The sequence below is a fragment of the Mesorhizobium sp. SARCC-RB16n genome (assembly GCF_008520305.1).
In the GTDB taxonomy this organism is placed as follows: Bacteria; Pseudomonadota; Alphaproteobacteria; order Rhizobiales; family Rhizobiaceae; genus Mesorhizobium.
Genome location: NZ_ML703272.1, coordinates 51,685 through 73,685 on the forward strand (window position 1 = coordinate 51,685; position 22,001 = coordinate 73,685).

Here is a 22,001-nt window from a genome sequence, read left to right on the forward strand (position 1 = left end):
AGCTCTTATGATAGTCGCAGGGTGCCGGTCGCCGGATCGTAAGCGTAGCCGGCGATCGTGCCATCCCTGATTTTCTCGATGGCTTCGTCGATGACAAAGCGAGGCACCAGGAACCATTCGCGCGGAATGATCGTATTCCCGAAGCGGTCCTTTATTTCGATATCCAGGCGGGCGGCGCCGAAGATCCGATGGATGACGTTTTCCAGCCGGGCGCGGGAAATGTTGAAGAGCTCATAGGTGGCGACTATCTCGACATCGGCCATCAGGAAAGTCGGGTCGAGCCGCGCATTGGCGATGCGGCGTTCAACGCTGCCGCCCGTAACTCCAATCTTATGCAAAATTGAACGATTAGCGACGACCGCGGGATCAGTGGATTTGCTGCGTAGCACATAGATAGTCCCGCTCGCCTCGTCTCCATCCTCGCTCTCTTGGGTAAACAAGGGCCCCGCGACGGGATCGGAGATGCGCCGGCCGGCATCGTCTTTATGGAGGGCTCGCTGCAACGAGCGCATCAGCAGGTTGCTTTCCGTACCGTTGTCGAAAATGACGCGCAGACGCGCATCGGTGCGACCTTGGGCGTTCGAAAAAATCTCCCCCATTTCAGCAACATAGGCCTTCTGGCCACCGACGATGAACAGATGGCCGGGCTGGATCTCGGCCTTCATCGCAAACGGCTTTGTCTGCCGGAGCCCTGTTTCCAGGTCTTTCTGCACCTGCTCGAATAAGGGCTTAAACTTTTCGAAATCCTTGCAAAGCTCTCGGTTGGCAATGTCCTCGGCAGCCCGCCGGTCGGCAGTTGAGCGGACATGCCGAAGATCAGAAAGATCACCGTCTGCGCCATCAGTGACTCCTAGCAGCGCCAGCAGTTCATCATCATCAGTCGCAGTGGTGACTGCCTGATGTTGCGTGTCGGCCGACAAGAGCCCCTGTCGGTCAAGGGGTTCCAAAATGACACGGCAGTCGTCCAGAGATCGCAGCCGATCGAGGCGTACAGCATAAATCCTCTCAAAAATGTCGCCACCCTCACCATGCTGCGGCTGACGGCCGTGCGTCTCGACAAAGCGCTGGATTTCTTCAAATCCCGCGATAACACGTTCTTCGCGTGGAGATCGGGCAGACGCCTTATCGTGATCCAACTCAACGCCGAGGGCATCCAACAATTCAAGGTCGGAAAAGTCGGTCATTGTTGTGCCGCCTCTTTGGTCTTACGGGCGAGAAAAGCGACGCCTTCGGCCATGCGCTTCTCCCACGCGTCGGCCGACGTGATCGATGGCAGGCGACCGCGCTCCTGCTTGAATGCTAGGGCGCGCTTGGCCAGTTCCCGCGCGTCCTCAAGCGACAGATTGACCCGCCTGGCGGTAATGATGGCCGCAACCTGCTTGAGGCTTTCCTCGCTCATCGTCTTGGCTAAGATCGAATAAGCCTCGCCGAACGGGTTGATGCGGTCAATCATATCGATGTCGAGCTCGCGCACGTCCATCGCGAATTGCCGGACGCCCTGGATAAAAGCGGTGTTGCCGGCTGTCGCAGTATCTGTCGAACTTAGGGCTATTTCTTTGGCCTTCTGAGTCAGATTGAGGGCGGCCACGGCGTGCTGACGCACGGCCTCCTGATCCTCCGCATCCAGGTCGGGATATTTGTCCTTGATGATCTTGCCCATGCGAAGCTGGGTGAGCTCCTCGGGAACCAGCTCGCGGTCGAACAGACCCCGTTCGATCGTATTCTTATCCTGGACGAAGGAGGCGATGACCTCGTTAAGGTCTTCATTGCAGATACGGGCCGCTTCTTTGCTTTTAGGTTCAACCAGCCCTTTGATCTCGATCTGGAACTTCCCGTTCTGGCGATCAAACCCAACATTGCACTGCTCGGGGTCATAGCCCTTTTCCCCGTAGTCAAACCCTTCCACCGGCCCGCTACCCGCGTTTTTAGGCGTAAAAGAAAATCTCGGTGCAAGCACCTGCTCCATGAGCAAGCTTGCCGCGATCGCCTTAAGCGTGTCGTTGACGGCCTCGGTGACGGCCTGCTCGGACGCATCAGGCTCCGCGATCAGATTGGTGAAGCGGGTACGGGTCTTGCCGGGAGCGTCGCGTGTCGCGCGGCCGATGATTTGGACAATCTCTGTCAGGCTCGACCGGTAGCCGACCGTCAGCGCGTGCTCACACCAAATCCAATCAAAACCCTCCTTTGCCATGCCAAGAGCGATGATGATGTCCACATGATCGCGGTTGTTCTTTTGCGCCGGGTCCTTCAAGGCCGCCGAAACGCGGTCCCGTTTAGCAGGGTCGTCGTCGACCAAGTCGGCGATTTTCAGCACGCGTCCGTCGGTCGTTTTTACCAGCTGGAAGCCGGTAACCGGGTCGGCGCCCTGCCATTCGCCCAGCTCCTCAATGATGTGCTCAACCTCGCGGACCTTGTCCTTGGTGCTTTCGCGGGAATTAACATTGGGAATGTGGATGATGGTCTTTTCGGCCGGATCCAACACCACAAGAATGTCGTCGGCATAAGACCCGGAATAGAAATAGTAGCCGATATCGAGCTCTTTCAGATATTCGTAGCCGTTCAACTGCTCATAGTAGGTGTAGGTGACGGTATCGAATTTGGCTTCGTCTTCAGGGGACAGGACGGCGTCCGCGTCGCCCCGGAAGTACGAGCCGGTCATGGCCACGATATGGACGCGGTCCCGACCGATGAACTGGCCCAGATGCAAACCGAGCTTGTTATCGGGATGGACAGAGACGTGATGGAACTCGTCGACCGCAATCAAACAGTTATCGAACGCCTCGACCCCGAACTTGTCCACCGCGAAGCGGAAGGTGGCATGGGTGCACACGAGCACCTTGTCGCTGCTGGCGAGGAAAGCCCCCAACGCATTGACCTTGCCGCCATCGGCGCCAGGCGCGTTACAAAGGTTCCATCTGGGGGCAACGGTCCAGTCGGCCCAGAAGCCGTATTTGGTCAGCGGCTCGTCGTTGAAGCTCGAGCCGATAGACTTTTCCGGCACCACGACGATTGCCTGTTTAAGGCCCTGGTTCCTCAGCTTGTCGAGCGCAACGAACATGAGCGCACGACTTTTGCCTGACGCTGGCGGGGATTTGATCAGCAGGTACTGTTCACCTCGCTTATCGAAAGCACGCTCCTGCATGGGACGCATGCCGAGCTCATTGGCTTTGGTTGAATTCCCTGTATGGGCATAGGCGACCGAAATAGACGGTACGGATTTCACTTCTCTGTTCACGCGCTTGCCCCTGCCTTTTGTTTATTGGTCGCTCCCTGCCCACCGATAACCTTGGTGTAGAGCTCAAATAACTTTTCCAGCCGCTCGGTGTCGTTACGGAATCGGCGACCTATATAGATGCGTTCAAGCATTTCATCGTTACGCTCGTGCGCCTCGCGCAGGTCGACAGGCATATCGTCAGGGTCGTAGAGATCGGCGATCGTCGCCGGAAAATGCGCCTCGCGCACCAGCATGATGTCTTCAGCGCAGCGGGTCAGGTCGGCCTTGTTCTTCTCCGTAAGTGTCGGGACTGGAAAGGTGTTCCAGCCAAGGGTGTTTGTGTAGGAGTAATCAGTTCGCATCCGGGCGCAGACTGCAGCGACCCAAGTCAAGTTGAGCCGGGAACATATAATCGCCAGGGGCCATAATTCACGGCCATGAAGCGTGAACGCCTTGTTCGATACTACCGTTCCACTAGCCAGCAATGCAGCAGGTAGATAGGGACGATTTTCAGAGCTGATCACGGGCACGCAGATTACCGGGTCCTTCGGTAGCGGTTTTCGTTCATCAAACCTGTATGGCCAGTTGGCTGCCTTAACCGTTGCCGCCTTTTGACTTTCCAGTCGGAACTGGCGTACTCCTTCGATCCTCTGCTTGATGCTTGGTATGCCCAGGGCTTTATCTACGGCTCTGTCTTCGATCCAAATGCAGAATCTACGGCTTCCAGAAATCAATTCCCTTGAGCCAACAAACGGGCGAATGAATAGAGCGAACTCCTCGTCGCTGAGGCCGAGTTCTGCGACTTCACTGTGCTCAAGAATTAGGTGCCCACCGTCGGTCGGTGAGTTACCTCTTGCCATTTCTGGAAGGCCAGAAAGGCTCCTGGAGAGCGGATGGACTATGACGTCCGGCCCGGCGATCAGATACGCATTGATATTCTCGGCGTCTTTGGAAATTAAGGCACCGTCATCCGCCACTGAAACAAGTGAGCGGCGTGTTCCAACGTGATTTGATATTCCGACTATCACCACCGTGACGCCTGCATTGTAACTGGCTAGATTGGCCCATTTGAAGTTGGTATGCGCGAATGCAATCTCATGGCCAGTCTGAAAGATTAGAGGCCAGAGATATGGAACTTGTTGACCCTGACAAATCGAATTTGTAGCCACGAAGGCCGCGACTGCGCTGGTGCGCGTCCCGTAGTCCGCCGCCTTCATGAACCAGCCCGCGACGTAGTCTAGTGATTTCCAGCTATTCGTCCGCCCCTCGAAAATCGCCTTGAGATCGGACTTGTGCTCATCTGTTTGCCACTTGCTCCCGAGGTATGGCGGATTCCCGCAAATATACGTCTCCCCGCCCTCATTCTCGAAGTCGATCTGAGCCTGTTCGAGTGGCGCATGAAAGAGATCATCGGCATGGAATTTGACCCCTGTCCCTGTCGGCGGGCAGACGCTCAACCAGTCCAATCGCAACGCGTTGGCGCAGGTGATCCAGTTCATGGCATCCAGCGGCAGGAATTCGGCCAAGGCCTCCTTCTGGCCCCGATAGAGAACATCGCATTGATACTCGGCGATGATGAGCGCAAGGCGCGCGATCTCGGCTGGAAAATCCCTAAGTTCAATGCCCCGAAAATTGGTGAGAGGGATTTCGCTTCGGCAATCGGGTTCACCGCGTCGCCGGTTAATCTCGGCCTCGATCGCCCGCATTTCCTTGTAGGCAATCACCAGAAAATTCCCGGAGCCGCACGCTGGGTCGAAGACTCTAATCCTGGCCATCCGCTTGCGCAAATTCAGCAGCATGCGGGGGTTGTCCGCAGCCTCCCCCAGCTTCGCCCGTAAATCATCCAGAAACAACGGATTCAGCACTTTCAGGATGTTCGGCACGCTGGTGTAGTGCATGCCGAGCGCCCCGCGCTCTTCATCGTCGGCGACCGCCTGGATCATCGACCCGAAGATGTCCGGGTTGATCTTTTTCCAGTCGAGATTGCCAATGTGCAGGAGGTACGAACGCGCAATTTTGCTGAAGCGCGGCACGTCGGTACTGCCAGAAAAAAGCCCGCCATTCACGTAAGGAAACACATCAGCCCAGCGGGCCAGCTTGGAGCCCGGCCTCTCGGTGGTCTTGGTGTTCATGGCCCGGAATATCTCACTGATGACCGAGTGGGTGTCGGCCGAATCCCTGGCGCTCATTCGCTCGATCGTGCCTGTGAAGAGACCTGACTGCATGAAAATATCGGTATCTTCCGCGAAGAAGCAAAAGATCAGTCGGGCCATGAAGTGGTTCATGTCCTGCCGCCGCGCGCCGGTGCCCCACTCCGGGTTCTCCCTCAAGAGCTCGACGTAAAGCCGGTTCAGGCGGCCTGTCGCCCGTATATCGAATGAACTTTCGCGGATTTGCTGTACGGTGGTGATGCCCGCGAGTGGCAGGAAAAACCCAAAGTGGTCCGGAAAGTCAGCATAGGCGCACGCTACGGTTTCACCGCTCGTCAGGTCCTCGGCCTCGAACACGTCGCCATCGGTCGCCAACACGAACTTTGCCTTCGCCTTAGCCGTCGCAGGGCTAGCCCGGAGGACCGCCAGCGTTTTGCCAACCTCACCGGCCGGCGAGACGGCGATGTGGATATTGCTGGTCTGGAGAACGCCGCCTACGTCCGACTTATTCGATGCGCCGGCGCGCAGCCGTTTTAACGTGGTTTCCTTGTTACCGAAGGCTTGGAGAAACAGGTACGGGAACTCCTCGCGGTCAAACGGCTGCTCCGCAAGGGCCGATATCGCCTGTTCAATCTCAACCGCGTTCATCGGTTAAGCTCTCCAACTGGACAGCTGGGGCAGAAGATAGTCGGTTTGATCACTGGCAATGTCCTTTGTCCCTCAAGATTTACCCCAAATCCAGGATGTATGCATTCGGGCAAGAACGGCTGGTGCTCACAAAAGAAGCACCGAGTTAAGCTGCCTCCAGAGACGTCCCGATGTGTCGGACGTCACATGAGGCCGGTACGGCTGGTTTCGAGTGGGCGATCATCACGAGGAAAGCGGATCAACTACGTCTGCCAGGTTTCGGAGTTCACTGACCTTGGTTGTCGCGCGCTTGGCAAGCTGAATCAGCCGCGCCAGAGCCTGGCTGGTGATCTCGAACTCTCGCTGCTTCAATGCAAAAGTCGCTCTGCGCAAGATTGGAACACAGACCATGATCGCAAACATTTCCTGGGGATAATTGGTCAACCCTTCCGAGAACCGGACCAGTTGGGCATCTTTTTTCGGAGCCCGCTCCACTCTCAACAGCCTTGGCTGCCCTGCCATCAAACAGCACAGAAGGCCGATTTGCTGGCGCATGACCTTCAGCAATCCGTCAGGATCGATAACATGGCCGTCCTCACCGACCAGGCCGCGATGGGGATCCTCGATGTTGGCGCGCGTTATCGGATGCCACGCCCGATAAGCGTCGTCCAACATGACATGGCTGATTTTGAGGGTGACGCCAAACTCCCGACGGATGATGCGTCGTGTGATCTGGGCGATGCGGTAGAAATCGTCCTCATCAAGAATGTTATAAATCATATAGAAAACCCCCGTCGCCGGGGGTGGAATCGCTGAATTATTGTTGGCTGAGCCATCGTTTGTGAGCTGTAATCATGTCTTCCCGCGCTATTCGCTTCATCGCAGGATCTGCCTTCACCAACTTCTGCTCGATTTTTTGCACCGCTGCAATCAGTGATCCGACTGTGTCCGGACTTGGATTCGGGTCGGGTTTTTGCGACCGGTGACTTACCCGTAAACGTTTTTGGGATTTCATTCGCCGTTTCATTGTCTGGACCTCCAGATGGCTGCGGAAGAAGCGGCGCACCTGCTTCGGTCCGAAGCAGTTTCGATGCGCAACTATGAAACGGCCCTCTGCATTTTCAAAGCAAAAAGATTAAAGAAGCTTGTTGCGACAAGGCTTTGACGATCGCCTGTGATTTATCAGCAACCAGGGTGGGTGGGAGTGAGAGGTCGGGTCCAGGCCTCCCGCATGCCGGCAAGTGGTTGCCGGGCCGACGCGTTGGCACCCAAATAGCCGGGGCATTGCTGCCCCGGCCAGAGACTATGCACGGATTGATCCGAGGCGCACCGCTTCGGCGGCATAAGCCGACAACGGCTTATCCGCCTGGAAATGCCGGTCCCGTTCTACCGGTAGACCAAGGCGGCCTCTAACGGTAGCTAGCTCGGAGAGGCTGACAGCGCCTATTTCAGGACAACCAAGCCCGAGGTCACAGAGGCCGAAAGCGATGTCCGGGTCTTCCGGATCGATCTCAGTGAGGAGCCACGTCGCGCCGGCATCCGGCGTGAACAGTTTGACAACGGGGACAAAGTCGATTTCGCCGTCGGTGCCGCGGAGGGGAAGCTGCTGGCGACCATTCGCCAGCAGCTTGTTCCGCAGATCTTGGGTCAAGAGCTGCATGTCGGCCTCCTACTCGTCGGACTTCGGTGCGCGCAGGACAATGCGTCCGTCGAGCGGCAGAGCGTCGAGGAGGAGCGTGCCGCCTTCGCCATCGTCGTGGGCGAAGAAGGCGCCAATGCGGGTCCAGAAGGCGTTCTGGCCCTCTTTGCCGTCCCGCACCGTGTAGGCGTGGTAGATCGGCATCTTGGGCTCGGGTTTCGTGGTGTTGCGTTTGAGGGTCATAGTGGTTTCCTTTGGTTGATGGTTTCTGTCCCGGAGGACGGTTCCAAAGGAGACGGCGCACAGGGCTGGCTTGTCCCCAACACGGGAGCGCAGCGAAGGAGCGGGCAGGAACGGGACAAGACGGCCGCGCCGGCTAAAACGAACAGTCATCAGCTCCGGACAGTCCATCAACGGAAAACCCAGGGCCATTCGCGACATCGGACGTCACGACACAAGTTTGCACGCACGACCAAGGTGCGGCGACGGCTGGGGGGCATCCCTGCGGGATGGCACCCGGCGCGGGCCTATCTCCGACGATGGCGGAGGTGGGCCCGCTATCGATCAATCGACCTTCGGCCCTGACGCAGGGCCTCCGCTTGCCGTGCCGAACGCGGCTCCTGGGCAGGGCCAATGCGATTGGCCAGGGGCAAGGAGCAGTGTGGCGCACATGATCGGACACGGTTGTCCGACCATGCGCGCGGCCGGCGGTCTGTCACTCGCCAATGTATTGGGGAGTGACAGACCGCCCCCAAACCCACGGTGGATGCCGGGATCGCGCAAACGCCACGACATGACGCGCAAATGACGCTGCGCTTCGGTGATCATTTCCGGTGCAACGTGCTGGCATTAACGGGCGACACCGTCAAATATCCCGGCAGGCAAAGACTGCCTGATCCATCTCACCCGACCATTTCCCCCAAAACATAGGAGAGCAGAATGCTAGCTCATCAGATACGTGCGCCGCCGCGGCGGGCACACCTCCGGTTTCGACCTCTCGGTAACCGGATGCCCAACAGGGCAAACCATATCGGCCAGCCACCCGGCTGGCTCGGGAGGCTCATACCGTAAAGAAGACTACGCATTCCGGCCCTGCTGCGAATGATCTTCGCGGGGTGTCACGATCTACGGACGTGCATCGGCCATCAACACTCAGCCAAAAAAATAAAAAGCGAGCAAGATGGACGATTTAACCATGGACCTGGTGCGGCTGTGCCAACGCAACCGGGACGGCTCTTACGGCACTCAAAACAACCGCCGGCGCGGCCTGTCCGCAATGGCAAACGACCTCACGGACCTCGGCTACAAGCTGCCGGCCGCCGGTTCCCTTAAACCCAAGCATGTCGAGGCTCTTGTCGAACGATGGCACGATTCCGACACGTCGGATGCCAGCATCCGCAATCGGCTGACCTGGCTGCGCTGGTGGGCGGAGAAGGTCAACAAGCTGAATGTCGTCAACCGCGACAACGCCGCTTATGGCGTTGCCGAACGGGGCGAAATCACCCGCAACCGGGCCCAGACCCTCGACCATGCCAAGCTTGGTACTATCGAATGCCCACACATCAAGGCTTCAGTCCTGTTGCAGGCGGCGTTCGGCCTGCGGCGCGAGGAAGCCATGAAGTTCCAGCCGCAGGCCGCCGCCCGGGCCGACCATATCGCCTTACAGGCGAGCTGGACGAAAGGCGGGCGGGCAAGGACCGTCCCGGTTACCACGCTGGAACAGCGTCACGTGCTGGAGCACGTCCTGCGCCTCGTCCCCGGAAGCGGCTCCCTGATCCCGGCACAGATGAGCTACGTCGAACACCTCAAGCGGTTCGAGTACCAGACACTCAAGGCCGGACTTCGGAACACGCACGGGTTCCGGCACGCGTATGCCCAGCAACGCTACGCGGTGCTGGCCAGCCAGCCCTGCCCGCTGGCAGGGGGTAAGCGCTGGGCCGACATGACCGGCACGGAACGCGCCGCCGACCGTGCGGCGCGCCACAGGATTTCCGCCGAACTTGGCCACAGCCGCCTGAAGATCACTGACACCTATCTAGGGAGTGCCTTCTGATGAAACGCGCAGAAGGCAATTTCCTCATGGCCGCCAGCAAGAGGACGAAATACGCCGAGGGTCTTTTCAAGCTCGCGATGATCGCCGCCGCCATCGATGAGGCGGCCATGCAGGGCCATCGCCGCTACCGCATCGTTCAGGAGTTCCCGTTCGACCTCTCCGACACGGAGGCCGCCAAGGCGCTTGAGAAATGGCTCGATTCCGAGCAGTTCGAATACGTTTGGCGTCCGACGCGTCTCGAACAGGATGCGTATCGGCCGTCGATTCTGGCGGAATACCCGGAACTTGAGATTTCGTGGTGAAGTGCCGGAACGGCAAAGTTCAAGGACCTTGAACATCAGGGGCGTTCGCCCCGGAACAGATATTGGGATGTCCATCCCCTGATTCTTTGTTTCTGCCTCCGCTTCCGGAGGCTTCCGGGAACAGCAGTCCTGCTGTTTTAAGTCAACAAATAGTTATTCAGATAACGGCCTCTGGCTCTGCCACGATCTCTCGCCGACTGGGTGTTTATTTGCACTGCTTGTCGGCGCGAGCCCTGTTGCATTCCTGGCTTTGCTTGTTACTCTCCCGGCGGGTTGGGGCATGGCAATGGGCGACTTTAAATTTGATCCCTTGGGCGATTTGTCCAAGGACATTTCGGATGGGATGAAGTGGGGCCAGTATGGCCTGAAGATCGGTCGTCATCTCAAGGGGAAGAGGGCGCGGAAGCAGGTCGACGACCTCTACGGCCCGGAGGTTGGAGACGCAGTGGAAGCTGCCGTCCGCTCTGGCCGGGATCCGGGTCCCATCATCGAGCGCGCCAAACGCGAGCTTGAGGCGCGCCTGGAGCGCGAAGCGCAGCTGGCAAATCCGCCGCCGTTATACGGCTCAGCACGATGGGCGACGCCCCAGGAACTGCGAACAATCCCCAATGGCAAGCTGTACCTTGCCGGTCGGTCGGCCTTCGAAACTCCGTCGTCCATCCTGCTCGGCGGGTATCCGGATGATGACACCAACCCCGAACCCCAGTTCGTCCACTGGGACGACGACGGCCATTTGCTGACCATCGCCCCCACGCGCTCCGGCAAAGCTGTGACGTCGATCGTGCCGAACCTTCTGCGCTACCGGGGCAGCTGCGTGGTACTCGACCCCAAGGGCGAGCATTTCGAGAAAACATCGAAGTGGCGCAAGTCGATCGGCCATGAGGTTTACCGGATTGCGCCCTTCGACCATGGCTCGGGCTGGGAACGCCATCGCTACAATCCGCTGGCGCTGGTGCGCACGGACTCGGATGCCCGATCGCTTGCGGACCAGATGTTTCCGCGTGACCGACATGCCTCGGCTTTCTTCAACGACGATGCGGCGGGTTTCCTGACCGCAGCGATCATCTACGTAAAGTCCAATGCGCCGGCCCATCGGCGCACTCTCGCGACCGTCTGCCAGTTGGCTTCCCAGAAAGGTCGGGATTTGCTTGACGTCGCCAAGAAGCTCGCAGAATTCCCGCGCACTGCGGAGGCCGGCAAGGCGGTTTTGGAGAAGACCCGAGATCGCGGCCTCCAGACCCTGGAAGCGACGCTGGAAAGCAAGCTCGCCCTCTGGCGCGACCGCGATATCCAACGCAGCCTCAGCGGAACCGACTTCTCCTTCGAGGATCTGAAGGACCGACCGATCACGGTCTACATCGATATCCCGTTCGGCAAAATGGAGCCCTATGCACCGTGGCTCCGCATTCTGCTCAAGGGCGCCCTCGACGCCATGGAAAGCAACAGGCGCCTGCCGGATATCCCTGTACTCTTCATCCTCGACGAGTTTCTGAACCTCGGTCCTTTCCCCGAATTCCGTGCGGCGATCCGCACCCATGCAAGCACCGGCGTACGCCTGTGGTTCTTCCTCCAGGATGTCATGTCCCTGCAGGAGCATTATCCGGGCAACAGCTGGCAGCCCTTCCTGAACTGCGCCGTCAAGCAGTTCTTCGGCGTAGACGATCCGATGACCAGCGAACTCATCGGAAAATACCTCGGCCACGAAACGCTCGCCTACCTGAGCCGCTCCAGTGGCCATAGCGGGTCCTCCCAGCTGGGACACTGGTATGGGGACACGTCGGTGAATACCGGCAGTTCGGGCAACGACACGGTCCAATTCCTCGGCCGGCCGCTGATGACGCCCGACGAAATCATGGAACTGCTGTCGGGCTGGCAGCGCAACGGCTGGCGCTGGAGCATCAATTATGCGCGGGGTGCGCGACCGTTCAAGACCAGGCTGGTGTCTTACACCGAGAGCAAAACCTGCATGGAACGTATCGGCACAATGGCGGAGATCAAGCCATGACGCTGGCCACTGCCATATTCGGTACGGAAACGCGACTACGTCCCCTGGTCAAAACCCTCCTTGCCGTGACGGCCCTGCGCGTCAGTTGGATCGCGATCAACGTATGGCATCCCGACGCACTTTCCCTGGGGTGGGCCCTGGTCCCGTGGCCGTGGAGGATGCTTTCGTTGATCGTGTGGGGAGCCGATATCGCGCTGGTTTTCTATCAGCTCCGCGCCGGTATCCGCCTCGGCCGAATGCTGCTCTTGCGCTACGCACCGCGTCCCGCCGCCTTCCTGGGGTTCTCAGCCCAGAATGCCGGCGACACACAACACCTGAGGCCGCGCAACCGTTCATGGTTGCCGACGGCCCTGCAGCTTTCTGCGATCCTCGTACTGAGTTGCTGCGTGCTGAGCTGGCTCGCAGTGATGGTTTGGTTCAGGCAGTGGGGGCCTTTCGATTTTTTCATGTGGAGCCCCTACGCCGACCGACCGCTGCAAGTCGGATTGGCCTTGTCGGTGCTCGGCCTGATGTTCGGCGGGAAGTACATTGTAAGTGCCTCACGTCAAGTGCGCAGCAGTTTCGGGGTCACGTTGGTTGAGGATAGTCATTGGCTGGCCGAGCGTGTGCATGGCCTTGCCGAAAAGCTCAACTTGCCGAAGCCAGCGGTCGGTATCACCAACGTCGTGAATGCTTTTGCCATGGGCGCGAGGCAGAAATCCTCCATGGTGGTGATCGGCCAGCCGCTCTTCGCGTTGGAGCGAGACGAACTGGACGCCATCATCGGGCATGAGCTCGGCCACATTCTGCACAAAGACATAGCGAGGATGCAGTTTGCCGAGGGTTTTCAACGCATGCTGGTCGGTGTGGTGAACATCCTGACGGTGGTCGGAATGATCTTTGCGGTGTCTGCCTCAAAGAAGCGGGCCGACGCACGGCTGAACGCACATCTCGCCTGGGGCACCGGTGTTGTTGTCCGGAAAACGGTCTTTATCGCCTCCGAACTCGTGACCAAAGGCATTTCCCGAAACCGCGAGTTCCACGCCGACGCCGTCGGTGCACACGTGACCTCGGCCGACGCGATGGCCCGCTCGCTCAAGCGCATTCATGAGATGCCGGATAAGCCGACCGCCCAGGAGCACCACTACGGCTACCTGATGTTCCGGGGAATGGACTTCGGCAACCTCTTTTCCACGCATCCGACCCTGCAAGCGCGCCTGAAGGCTTTAGACGCTCATGCGATTGCAGAGTCTATTGCCGACCCGACCGGCGGCCAGCCCCCGGCCACGGGCGCCTATCCGGCGCAGGGCGTTGGCCTCGCCGAACCCGCCCGCGCTGCCAAGCCTTCCTTGTGGGCGAAGCTGCGCATGTCCGCGCGTGCCCGGTGGGCGCGACGCAGAAGCTCGGCTCTGCGTGCCAGAGTCACTACGCGGCGGCTGCTGGTCTTGGGCGCGGCATGCGTCGCCCTAGCCGTGGTGGCGCCCGCGATCATTAATTTCTACGCGCTCGATCGCCGGTTCGATGACACCAGGGTGTCGGCAGGTCACGCCTTGTCGTCGTCTTGGGGCTGGGTGATTGCCACAAAGGAAGCTTGGTTCGGCGACGACGAATTGAAGGCCCGTGACAAACAGCTGGGGGAGCGTGAGCAAGCGCTCAAAATCGCGGAGGCACGGCTCGACACCGATCGCGCGACCCTCGCCAAGGAGAAGGCTCGAATACAAGCAGCGGCGGCCGCCAACGTCCCAGTACCTGCCCGCCCCGCTCCTTCAGGTTCCGGGGCTGACGCGATGCGTGCGCAGGTTGGCGAGCTCACCACCCAGGTGAAAGACCTCGTCTCCCAAAGGGATGACCTGCGAAACACGATACTCGATCTCAGGCGCCGGTTGGTTCAACAAACAGGACAAGCCCCCGATCGCACGAATGAAATGCTGTTGCAGCTCGATGCCGCCAATGCCGACCGGACGAGACTGATGGCGCAGTTGGCCGCACTACAGAAGCCAACATCTCAGCCGGCATTGCCGGCCCAGACAACGTCCCTTTCCGACCAACTGTCCAAGATGACGGCAGACCGGGATGAAATGACCCATCGGAATGATGTCTTGCGGGATATGAACCTAGAGCTGAAAGGCCAGATCGCCACCCGGGACATGGCCCGCGCCGGCCTTGATAAGCAAATCCAGGACCTCCAGAACCAGATTGTCAATCTGACCACAAATCCATCCGAAAATCCGGCGCAAATCGAGTTGCCGACCGTACGCCCGCCTCCACCGGGGCGGCAGGGTGGCTACGGGGCGTTTGCCGTCGCCGGCAACGGAACCATCATTCTGACGGACCGCAGCTTTGGCAGCGAGCAGGAGGCGTCTGATGCGGCCCTGGCCGAATGTGGCCAATTCAGCGGCGGAAGCCAATGCGCGGTGAGACAGACCTTCCGGAATACCTGTGCCGCCGTGGCCCGGGTCGCTCCAGTATCCAGAAAGTCGCGCTACGCGCTCCAACTTGAGCCGACCATACAGGATGCCGAAGAAATGGCGCTGTCCGAGTGCTATCAGCGCAATGGTCGCCCCTGCGAGGTGACGCGACAGGTTTGCGTTCGGTAAACTCTACAAATTCTGCAGATCAGCGCTCATGATTTGTGCTGCCGAGTGGAGTGACCCTTTTCCGTGCTATTGTAATGGACAGGGGTGATACAATGGCACGTTCTGCGATTATCGTTGGGGGAACAGGCCAGATCGGGCAGGCTGCGGCAATGACGCTGCTTCGCGATGGGTGGAATGTCTCCATCATGCATCGCGGCAATAGACTGCTTTCCCAGCGGCTGATCGAGCGAGGCGCTCACGAGATCATTCATGATCGCGGGCGTGGATTAGCCCCGGTGATTGGCCGCGGTGCGGACTTGCTAATTGATGCCATCGCCTTCGATGCGGTTCATGCAGACCAACTCTTGCAGGTGCAGGACGATGTCGGCGCTTTCGTCGTCATCTCCTCCAGCAGCGTGTATTGCGACGACCTCGGACGTACACTTGATGACGCGATTGGAAGTGACTGTTTCCCCGATTTTCCCAAGGCCGTGACGGAGTTGCAGAAGACGGTATCACCAGGGTCACAAAACTATTCCGCCAAGAAGATTGCCCTTGAGCAGCGGCTGCTCAACCATGCAACCACACCAGTCACGATCCTGCGCCCTTGCGCGATCCATGGTGTGAACTCAAGCCACGCCCGAGAGTGGTGGTTCGTGAAGCGCATGCTCGACGAGCGCCCTGCTATTCCGCTCGCGTATCGAGGAGAGAGCCGCTTTCATACCACGTCAGTAGCAAACATCGCTGGCTTGATAGGCATCCTCGCTGGGATGCCTGGGACTCGCGTTTTGAATATCGGTGATGAGCATTGCTTGACCGTCGCGGAGATCGGCTCAACCATCGCGCGACATCTTGGATTCGAGGGGCGCTTTGTTCTGATTGAGGACGAGCCGGGTGTTTATCCGGCCAAGATTGGCTCGACCCCCTGGTCTATTCCCAAGCCATTCATGATCGACAGTTCTGCTGCACGTGCTTTGGGTTTCGCCCCGCTGCCATATGCTGCAACGATTGGCGCGGTCTGCGACTGGCTTAGTCAATTGCACTCAGCTGGAAACTGGCTGGCCGAATTGCCCGTGTTCGGCGATTATAGCTTTGATCCTTTCGACTATGTGAGTGAGGATCGCTGGCTGGCACAGTATCCGCCGGCCGCCAGTGGTCGCGCGGCGATCTAAAAGGCGACCCGGCGGTCGGCTACAGAACTGCCTTGTCGTACTGCACCGCGGCTAGTCTAATGCGCCTGTGGTTGAGCGGAGAAGAGAGCTTGTCGGGCATTCCCGTGCCCAGAAGCTACCCTCGGCGCGGGAACCAGTCGAGATGGTCGTCGGGACCAGGCTCGCGCTCCATGTCCTGCAGCACGAGCCGCTCGGCCTCATCAATTTCGTCCAACTGCGGCGGGTTTTCCGCCAATTTCTCCTTGAACCAGTCGAGGTGGTCCTCCTGGGCAAGTGGCTGGTGCTCCTGCCACTTGTCAGCAGCAAGTCGCTCCTGCGGCTGTTCCTGCTCCTCACGGAGGAGGTTTTCCAGCCGCTCGATCCCCGCCCCGACCTTGCCGAGGTCATGGGTCAGGCCGAGTTGCGCATTGCGACGTTCCTGTAAAAAAGAAATCAGCGCTCCCGGATCGCCTCCACCGGCAAGATCGTGGGTGGCGCGTTCAATTTCGGTGTCCATGTCAGCGATCGACTGTTCCAGTGAATGCGCACGTTGATGCAGCTGCTCCAACTCCGCCTTGTTATCCATCGTGCGTCTCCAGAAGCACCCTTAGTGCTGGTAGTGGTAGGCGGCCAAATGCGCCGGCTGGTCTTGCAGTTCGACGATGAGAAAAGCCCGGAGCCTTTCACTCGAGCTCACCAGTTCCTGGGCACGGGCTTGAAAATAGAACGCACTCTGGCGCAACTCCTCAGGGATGCCGGGAATCGTTTCAGCCTGTGTCTTGCGGAGGGTCCAGTAGGCGAGGCGCTTGCGGCAACGGATCAGGTCCGTTTCCAGCAATTCCAGTTCCTTACGCGTTTTCGCGCGCTGCTCTTCCGTGAGTTCACGGATTGCGAAAATGGAGCCTCCAAATACCTTGGTCATACATCCATGATGGGGCGGTGGCAGAGATCCTGCAAGTGCTACCTGCGCTCGCGGTCCGGTTCGGGCCACCGGTTGTCGACCGGGCCGGCAGCAGGGTCCTGGCGCTCGGTATCGAGCCAGTCAAGGTGGTTTTCCCAGCGCTCCAGCGTCGGGACGTCCTCCGGCCGGGTCTTGTCCTCCAGCCAGTCCAGCAGGTTGTCAGGGCCGAGCCGGTAGGCCGCAGCATCGTCCTCGCTCATCTCAAGGGTATTCTGCTGGTCCACGGCCACCCGGGCGGCCTCTAGGTCGCCCTGGGCATGCCCTGCCTCGGCCAAGGCCGGGCGATGCATATCGTCCAGCATACGGTCCTCGGCAACGGCCAACTCCTGCGGATGGATCGGCGACCCATCCGGATCAGGCACGGGCAGGTCTTCGTCAGGTTCTCTGGGTGCCATCTGTTCCCTCTCCCGTTGTGCGTGGATCCTGCGTTTCCGCCGTTCCTGCGGATTGGGGCCGCGGTGCCGTCCCGGCAATTGCTCCAGCTTGCGCTTGGAATAACTCCGGCTGTCAATGGTCACTTCAATTCCGGCCTTGGCCAAGGCCGTGTTGGCAATCCGCTCCCACAAGGCGCGTGCCTCGGTCACGAACTGCTTCCCATCCGCGCTGCGGATTTTCAGCCCGAACCCGCCCTCACCCACGACACGGGTTGTCATCAACAAATGGACATGGGGATTGCGGCGCGCGCCGTCGTCATGAATGGCCAGGTCCACCACGAACCCCTGCGCCGTATAGGCGTCGGCCATGGTTCGCGCGATGCCGAGCCAGGCCGAGCGCGGCAGTTCGAGGGGCAGCGCGAATTCCACCTCCTTGGCCAGCCGGGCGTCCTTGCGCTTCTCGGCGGCCTCCACCGCGTTCCACAGGCTGGCGCGCTCGGCCATCCATTCTGGTGCTCCGGTAGGCAAACGGATTTCGGTCGCCACGACATCACGACGACCGCCGAAATCCGACAGGCGCTCCTCGGCCTCATTGGGCAGCACCTCGCCCGCACGATACGCGGCGGCCGCCACAATGGAGCGCCCCTCACTCCGGCTGATGTTTTTGACATTCAGATGGTAAATGGCCACGGGCCTCTCCACCGCTCGGACGGGGTTTCCAAAGGGGGTTTCCCCCTTGGCGCATCTGCCGGTTTTCTCCGGTTTGCGCCCCGCAACCGGTCAGAAAACCGAGCAAGCATCGCCCCCAACGTGTCAATGCGTACACATTGGGCGATGCGTAGGTGCGCTGTACGCATCGAGACTGATTTCCCTAAATTTTCCAGCTATCCCATCAGGCGATGGCAAGCGCCTAGTTGTCAACCAGCTCCGCTGTGTCAGGCTTCTTCCGCTGGGCCGGTCTGGCCTTCCGGACATTGATGGCTGCCGCGTCCAGTCGGTTCTTGAGATGCACGGCATAGTGCTTCTCGATCATCTCAACGCTCGTACGGCAGTTTTTGGCGACCTGGTAGATGTCGGCGCCCTCTAGCAGCCGAAAGCTGATGTAACTGTGCCGGAGCGAGTACAGCGTGCGCCGGTTGCCCTCGCGGTCGAGCTTCAGGCCGATCTTGTCCAGGATGCTGTTGAACTGCTTCTTATGGTCGACCGGGAACACCCGGTCCGTGGGCTTGGGCTTGTTCCGGGCGACCATCCGCTGGAACGGGAACACGGCGCCGGACGTGCTTTTACAGTACCCGACCCCACGCTTGCCGCGCACCTGGATTTCCAGGATCTTCTGACCTGTCGCCTGGTCCTTGACCACCTCCACATCACGATACTCAAGCCAGTTGGCTTCGTCCGGCCGAAGGCCCGTGTTGGTCAGGAACAGGATCTTGTCGTGGAGCTGTTCGGCCAGCCACACCCGATGGGCCTGCTCTCCCTTCTGGGCTTTGTGGCTGACGGCACGCGCGTCCTTGGCGTGGCCCCGCGTCGCTTGGTACAGCTGTTTGTACTCCTCTGGTGTAAACCAGGCGCGGTGAACGACCTTCGCGGATTTCTTGTAAGGTTGGGAGATGTCGGGCAGATGCGCCACCCAGCGATGGCGGACAGCGGTTTTCAGAACCAGACGTAGGGTCACGGTTTCGTGGTGCAGCGTACTGCGTGAGGGAAGCTTTTTGCCCTCTGCCGGGGTCATCCGGGAGATGCGATACTCCTGAACCGTGCCGGCATTGATGGTCGAGAGGCCCATTTTGCCGAAGAACGGCACCAGATAGGTACGAACGCGTCGATAGTGATCTTTGACCCAACGGGCGTTCCGCTCCCCCTCGGTCAGCACTTCGTACTCGCTGATGAACTGGTCGGCCGCGTCTTTGAAGGTCTTTTCAGTGACCAACTCGCCGCGCCGGCCCTTGTCCTTGAGACCGAAATACCAATCCTCGGCCCAGTCCTTGGCCCGTGCCAGGCTGTCTTCCTTGGTGCTGGTACGCCAGTTTTTGCCTTTGAGGTACGTCGAACATTGCCAAATCGGGCTGTCGTTGCGCCGATAGACGTGAACTTTGCCTTCCAGAATCGTGTGCTTTTCCGACATCGCCGAACACTCCCTGCGGCCGTGCAAGTTTGTGCAAGAGATGTGTAAGGCTACTTTCGGCTTCCAAGCCTCGCAAGGCGATTTTTAAGTGCCTGATTTTCCTTGGAAAATGGCACGGGCAGCAGGGCTCGAACCTACGACCTGCGGTTTTGGAGACCGCCGCTCTACCAACTGAGCTATGCCCGTACACGTGCGCTTCGGCGCAGGCGCTTCCTAAAAGCTTCCGCACGCTCTGTAAAGAGCGGTTTGCAAGCAAACATGCCTTAACCCCTGCGCCAGAAATCGGGATAGTCGACGACCAGCCCATCGGCATCGATCTCCAGCTCCCGCCTGAAGTCGCTGGCGCGCGATTCATAGAGGGTATCGCCTGCCCTCATCGAGGCTCATCCACCTCCCTGGCAACCGGAAGCTATTTTGCGCCCGGCACCCGGTACGGCCCGCCAGGCACGCCCCAGCCCCAGGCCGGCATCGGTTCGGTCTCGGGATCACAGGTCTCGCCGAGATTGGAATTCATCTTGGCCAGCCGCGATCCCCATTCGACGTAGCCCATGAAGGCGGAACGAAATTCCGGATCGTCGGGCAAACCAACCTGATCCGCCGCGTCGGCGAGAAGATTGATCCAGCGGCGGCGCTGCTCCTCGGTCAAATGCTTGCCTAGATGATGCATCACCATTTCGCGATGGCCGCCAAAGTCTTCGCTGTAGGTTTTCGGTCCGCCGAAGACCTCTCCGATGAAGGCCGCGACATGGGCGGGGTGGTCCGGCGACATGTGCTTGAACACCGGGCCAACGACCGGATCTTTTGCCACCTTGTCATAGAAGGTTTGCGTCAGCCGGTTCAGCGCGTCGCTGCCGCCGGCCCATTCGTAGAGTGTCGGAACGTCCTGGCTCATTCTCGATCCTTCGCCGGCCCCGCGGCCACGACGATAGCGGAAATCGAGTATGGCTCAACCTGCCTCGATGGGCAGTTCCCGACGCCGCCGTACTTCTACAGCTTGGCAGGTGCGTCGGCCTGTGCATTGGCGGCTGGCAGGCCCCGGCAATTGTCGGGCTTGGCAACGGCCTTGCAAATCGTGGAACCGGTCAGCGCATCGACCGATTGCGGTCCCGTTGTCAGTCCAACCCTGCGCATCATGTCCGGGTCAAGTTGTCCCTCGGTCGAGCGTCGCTCGATCGCCGCGAACAGAGCGGGGCCGATCGCCATCTCGTCGAGGTAGGCCTTGACCACCAGCTTCTGTCCCATCGGATAGAGGCTGAGCCGCGCCCGGGGGCCGACAAGCCGTCTGGCACCGCCGGCAACCATGAGCGCACAGGCAGAATCACACTCCACTCCCGCATCGATGCTCAATCCGGCATAGGCGCCTTCCTTGGCCAGGCAATTCCATGCGCCGGGGTCGCAGTCGACGAAATCGGTCCGGGCAACAGCGATGTCGAGCTTTCTTTCATGGATAAGTCGCCCCATTGCGAGAGCGCTGGGCAGGTCGCCTCCGCGTGAGCTGATGACGATAGGCAGCCGCCGATTGCCAAGCGTGGCCAGCAACTGCCGCAGCTTCTGCGGCGTCTGGCTCGTGATCGCACCTTCGGCCGATATTCATTCCGGACAGTCGGGGTTGCACAACGGATTGCTGCCGCGAACCACGACAAAGCGCATGTCCCCGCCGGCCTTCGCGGTGTCCGATTGGACGGGTACGGCAGTCATAAGCTTGAGGGCAGCCGATGGCGCCGTCTTGTTTGCCGGTCCAGCTATTTCCCGGCAGTTCGTGGCCGGCTGCTCCAGCGCGCAGAGGCTTGCCATGGTCAACAGATCTACTGCGTCCCGGCTGGTGACCAGCTTCATCGTCAACATGGCGTCGAGCGGAATCTGACGAATCTCGCTGGCCGGCGTGGCCTTCATGATTTCCAGTACGCCGTCGCCTATCCCCATTTCCTTCAGGTAAGCCGAAAGCGTCTTCTCGACGGTCCTGCTCATCTCGTAGGTTTTGTAGCTGCCTGCGTTTTTGCGGCTGACCACCCTGGTGCTGATGATCTTCTTCTTGCCGTTCACGATCCGGTATGTGGTCCGGTAGAGCAGCTTCTCCCGGTGGTATGTGGTGGTGATCTGGTGGACGCCGAGATAGCCGAAATCTCCGACCACGCGGCGGACACCGCCGGAAAACATCAGCGGACAGGCCGAATTGCACATGGCTCCGTCGTCATGGGCCATCCCGAAATAGTCGGCATCCTTGCCCTTATTGTCCCCGCAGTTTCCCATTTCCGGCTGGCAACCGGAAAAAACCGTCACGCCGACGGCGATATCGAGCTTGTTCTTGCGGATCATCCGGCCAAGTGCCAGCGCCGCATCGACATTACCACCGGGCGAATTGACGACCACCGGCAATTGCCTTCCCTTGAGCGCCTTGAGCGTGCGCTTGAGGAGCGACGGCGTGCCCGCCGCGATGGTACCGTCGGCCGATATCCACTCAGGGCAGTTGGGTTCGCATCCCGGAGCGTTGCTGCGCACGACGACAAAGCGCATGGGCGGGATGTCGGGAGGCCCATCTTCCGCTCGCGCTGTCAGAACAGGCAGCAGCATGGCCACGACGAGGCAAACCAGTGCCCACAACCGCCATGCCTTCCCATCGAAACGGCGCCTTGGAACCACTGTTGGCAAAGCTCCCTCAGTGCAACCTATACTAGTTGCAGCCATGGCGCTTGCAACAGCTTTGAAACAACCCTCGCAGTGCTTGCGCCGCGAGGCGCACGAAAACGAAAAAGGGCGGCCCGAAGACCGCCCTTTCTTATCGATCCAGCAGAAGCCGGTCTCGATTATTCCTTGATGGTGACGACGATGCCGGCACCGACGGTGC

General features: G+C 59.7%; 18 protein-coding genes, 1 tRNA gene and 1 pseudogene. 6 read left to right on the forward strand and 14 right to left on the reverse strand.

Annotation, left to right across the window (positions count from 1 at the left end; all coding sequences use genetic code 11):
* Nucleotides 1-5: 5 nt before the first annotated feature.
* The 4 genes from C7I87_RS20870 to C7I87_RS20885 all read right to left on the reverse strand — a co-directional run bounded on the left by C7I87_RS20870 (nt 6) and on the right by C7I87_RS20885 (nt 6,771).
* Complete coding sequence (locus tag C7I87_RS20870; protein ID WP_149905988.1) at nt 6-1,184, reverse strand: GIY-YIG nuclease family protein; 1,179 nt, start codon at nt 1,182-1,184, stop codon at nt 6-8.
* The gene (locus tag C7I87_RS20875) at nt 1,181-3,235 is read right to left on the reverse strand and encodes a DEAD/DEAH box helicase (RefSeq protein ID WP_149905989.1); all 2,055 of its coding nucleotides are present in this window, start codon (nt 3,233-3,235) and stop codon (nt 1,181-1,183) included. The genes C7I87_RS20870 and C7I87_RS20875 overlap by 4 nt, the downstream gene beginning before the upstream one ends.
* Nucleotides 3,232-6,012: a class I SAM-dependent DNA methyltransferase gene (locus tag C7I87_RS20880; RefSeq protein WP_149905990.1), complete on the reverse strand. Its 2,781-nt coding sequence runs from the start codon at nt 6,010-6,012 to the stop codon at nt 3,232-3,234. The genes C7I87_RS20875 and C7I87_RS20880 overlap by 4 nt, the downstream gene beginning before the upstream one ends.
* A gap of 222 nt (nt 6,013-6,234) precedes the next feature.
* Nucleotides 6,235-6,771 (reverse strand): hypothetical protein, encoded by a 537-nt coding sequence (locus C7I87_RS20885; protein ID WP_149905991.1) that lies wholly within the window; start codon nt 6,769-6,771, stop codon nt 6,235-6,237.
* 262 nt (nt 6,772-7,033) lie between these two features.
* Here C7I87_RS20885 and C7I87_RS36505 point away from each other — a divergent pair, with 262 nt between their 5' ends.
* Entirely contained in the window at nt 7,034-7,156 is a 123-nt protein-coding gene (locus C7I87_RS36505) for a hypothetical protein (protein ID WP_281409066.1), read from the forward strand.
* A gap of 138 nt (nt 7,157-7,294) precedes the next feature.
* Here the strand turns inward: C7I87_RS36505 and C7I87_RS20890 are convergent, their stop codons facing one another.
* Nucleotides 7,295-7,651 carry a DUF2958 domain-containing protein gene (locus C7I87_RS20890; RefSeq protein ID WP_149905992.1) on the reverse strand — a complete coding sequence of 119 codons (357 nt, stop codon included), beginning with the start codon at nt 7,649-7,651 and terminating at the stop codon, nt 7,295-7,297.
* 9 nt (nt 7,652-7,660) lie between these two features.
* Complete coding sequence (locus C7I87_RS20895; protein WP_149905993.1) at nt 7,661-7,873, reverse strand: hypothetical protein; 213 nt, start codon at nt 7,871-7,873, stop codon at nt 7,661-7,663.
* A 937-nt stretch (nt 7,874-8,810) separates the two neighbouring features.
* Here C7I87_RS20895 and C7I87_RS20900 point away from each other — a divergent pair.
* From C7I87_RS20900 to C7I87_RS20920, 5 genes are all read left to right on the forward strand, one after another.
* Nucleotides 8,811-9,683 (forward strand): phage integrase N-terminal domain-containing protein, encoded by an 873-nt coding sequence (locus C7I87_RS20900; RefSeq protein WP_149905994.1) that lies wholly within the window; start codon nt 8,811-8,813, stop codon nt 9,681-9,683.
* Nucleotides 9,683-9,985 carry a hypothetical protein gene (locus C7I87_RS20905; RefSeq protein WP_149905995.1) on the forward strand — a complete coding sequence of 101 codons (303 nt, stop codon included), beginning with the start codon at nt 9,683-9,685 and terminating at the stop codon, nt 9,983-9,985. The genes C7I87_RS20900 and C7I87_RS20905 overlap by 1 nt, the downstream gene beginning before the upstream one ends.
* 280 nt (nt 9,986-10,265) lie before the next feature.
* Entirely contained in the window at nt 10,266-11,990 is a 1,725-nt protein-coding gene (locus C7I87_RS20910) for a type IV secretory system conjugative DNA transfer family protein (RefSeq protein ID WP_246696332.1), read from the forward strand.
* Nucleotides 11,987-14,566 carry a M48 family metalloprotease gene (locus tag C7I87_RS20915; RefSeq protein ID WP_149905996.1) on the forward strand — a complete coding sequence of 860 codons (2,580 nt, stop codon included), beginning with the start codon at nt 11,987-11,989 and terminating at the stop codon, nt 14,564-14,566. The genes C7I87_RS20910 and C7I87_RS20915 overlap by 4 nt, the downstream gene beginning before the upstream one ends.
* A 92-nt stretch (nt 14,567-14,658) precedes the next feature.
* Nucleotides 14,659-15,717, forward strand: coding sequence for an NAD-dependent epimerase/dehydratase family protein (locus tag C7I87_RS20920; protein ID WP_149905997.1), 1,059 nt, complete (start codon nt 14,659-14,661; stop codon nt 15,715-15,717).
* A 115-nt stretch (nt 15,718-15,832) separates the two neighbouring features.
* On the opposite strand, the gene C7I87_RS20925 is transcribed toward C7I87_RS20920, so the two are convergent.
* The 8 genes and pseudogenes from C7I87_RS20925 to C7I87_RS20960 all read right to left on the reverse strand — a co-directional run bounded on the left by C7I87_RS20925 (nt 15,833) and on the right by C7I87_RS20960 (nt 21,796).
* Nucleotides 15,833-16,282, reverse strand: a complete 450-nt coding sequence (locus C7I87_RS20925; RefSeq protein ID WP_149905998.1) for a hypothetical protein — start codon at nt 16,280-16,282, stop codon at nt 15,833-15,835.
* Between the two features lie 21 nt (nt 16,283-16,303).
* A complete protein-coding gene (locus C7I87_RS20930) occupies nt 16,304-16,618 on the reverse strand; it encodes a hypothetical protein (protein ID WP_149905999.1) in 315 nt (104 codons plus the stop codon).
* 38 nt (nt 16,619-16,656) lie between these two features.
* Nucleotides 16,657-17,721, reverse strand: coding sequence for a MobQ family relaxase (gene mobQ / locus C7I87_RS20935; RefSeq protein ID WP_149906000.1), 1,065 nt, complete (start codon nt 17,719-17,721; stop codon nt 16,657-16,659).
* 220 nt (nt 17,722-17,941) lie between these two features.
* The gene (locus C7I87_RS20940) at nt 17,942-19,156 is read right to left on the reverse strand and encodes a site-specific integrase (protein ID WP_149906001.1); all 1,215 of its coding nucleotides are present in this window, start codon (nt 19,154-19,156) and stop codon (nt 17,942-17,944) included.
* Nucleotides 19,157-19,266: 110 nt separating this feature from the next.
* A tRNA-Trp gene (locus C7I87_RS20945) sits at nt 19,267-19,342 on the reverse strand.
* A 77-nt stretch (nt 19,343-19,419) separates the two neighbouring features.
* Nucleotides 19,420-19,533, reverse strand: a complete 114-nt coding sequence (locus C7I87_RS20950; RefSeq protein WP_246696333.1) for a putative glycolipid-binding domain-containing protein — start codon at nt 19,531-19,533, stop codon at nt 19,420-19,422.
* Nucleotides 19,534-19,565: 32 nt separating this feature from the next.
* Nucleotides 19,566-20,048, reverse strand: a complete 483-nt coding sequence (locus tag C7I87_RS20955; protein ID WP_149906002.1) for a group II truncated hemoglobin — start codon at nt 20,046-20,048, stop codon at nt 19,566-19,568.
* A 95-nt stretch (nt 20,049-20,143) separates the two neighbouring features.
* Nucleotides 20,144-21,796 (reverse strand): annotated as a pseudogene (locus C7I87_RS20960) (hypothetical protein).
* Between the last annotated feature and the right edge of the window lie 205 nt (nt 21,797-22,001).

Excerpts from the sequence above, each read along its gene's own strand:
- C7I87_RS20870 (WP_149905988.1), bottom strand. The coding sequence starts at position 1,184 with ATGACCGACTTTTCCGACCTTGAATTGTTGGATGCCCTCGGCGTTGAG.
- C7I87_RS20880 (WP_149905990.1), bottom strand. The coding sequence starts at position 6,012 with ATGAACGCGGTTGAGATTGAACAGGCGATATCGGCCCTTGCGGAGCAG.
- C7I87_RS20885 (WP_149905991.1), bottom strand. The coding sequence starts at position 6,771 with ATGATTTATAACATTCTTGATGAGGACGATTTCTACCGCATCGCCCAG.
- C7I87_RS36505 (WP_281409066.1), top strand. The coding sequence starts at position 7,034 with ATGGCTGCGGAAGAAGCGGCGCACCTGCTTCGGTCCGAAGCAGTTTCG.
- C7I87_RS20890 (WP_149905992.1), bottom strand. The coding sequence starts at position 7,651 with ATGCAGCTCTTGACCCAAGATCTGCGGAACAAGCTGCTGGCGAATGGT.
- C7I87_RS20895 (WP_149905993.1), bottom strand. The coding sequence starts at position 7,873 with ATGACCCTCAAACGCAACACCACGAAACCCGAGCCCAAGATGCCGATC.
- C7I87_RS20900 (WP_149905994.1), top strand. The coding sequence starts at position 8,811 with ATGGACGATTTAACCATGGACCTGGTGCGGCTGTGCCAACGCAACCGG.
- C7I87_RS20905 (WP_149905995.1), top strand. The coding sequence starts at position 9,683 with ATGAAACGCGCAGAAGGCAATTTCCTCATGGCCGCCAGCAAGAGGACG.
- C7I87_RS20910 (WP_246696332.1), top strand. The coding sequence starts at position 10,266 with ATGGCAATGGGCGACTTTAAATTTGATCCCTTGGGCGATTTGTCCAAG.
- C7I87_RS20915 (WP_149905996.1), top strand. The coding sequence starts at position 11,987 with ATGACGCTGGCCACTGCCATATTCGGTACGGAAACGCGACTACGTCCC.
- C7I87_RS20920 (WP_149905997.1), top strand. The coding sequence starts at position 14,659 with ATGGCACGTTCTGCGATTATCGTTGGGGGAACAGGCCAGATCGGGCAG.
- C7I87_RS20925 (WP_149905998.1), bottom strand. The coding sequence starts at position 16,282 with ATGGATAACAAGGCGGAGTTGGAGCAGCTGCATCAACGTGCGCATTCA.
- C7I87_RS20930 (WP_149905999.1), bottom strand. The coding sequence starts at position 16,618 with ATGACCAAGGTATTTGGAGGCTCCATTTTCGCAATCCGTGAACTCACG.
- C7I87_RS20940 (WP_149906001.1), bottom strand. The coding sequence starts at position 19,156 with ATGTCGGAAAAGCACACGATTCTGGAAGGCAAAGTTCACGTCTATCGG.
- C7I87_RS20950 (WP_246696333.1), bottom strand. The coding sequence starts at position 19,533 with ATGAGGGCAGGCGATACCCTCTATGAATCGCGCGCCAGCGACTTCAGG.
- C7I87_RS20955 (WP_149906002.1), bottom strand. The coding sequence starts at position 20,048 with ATGAGCCAGGACGTTCCGACACTCTACGAATGGGCCGGCGGCAGCGAC.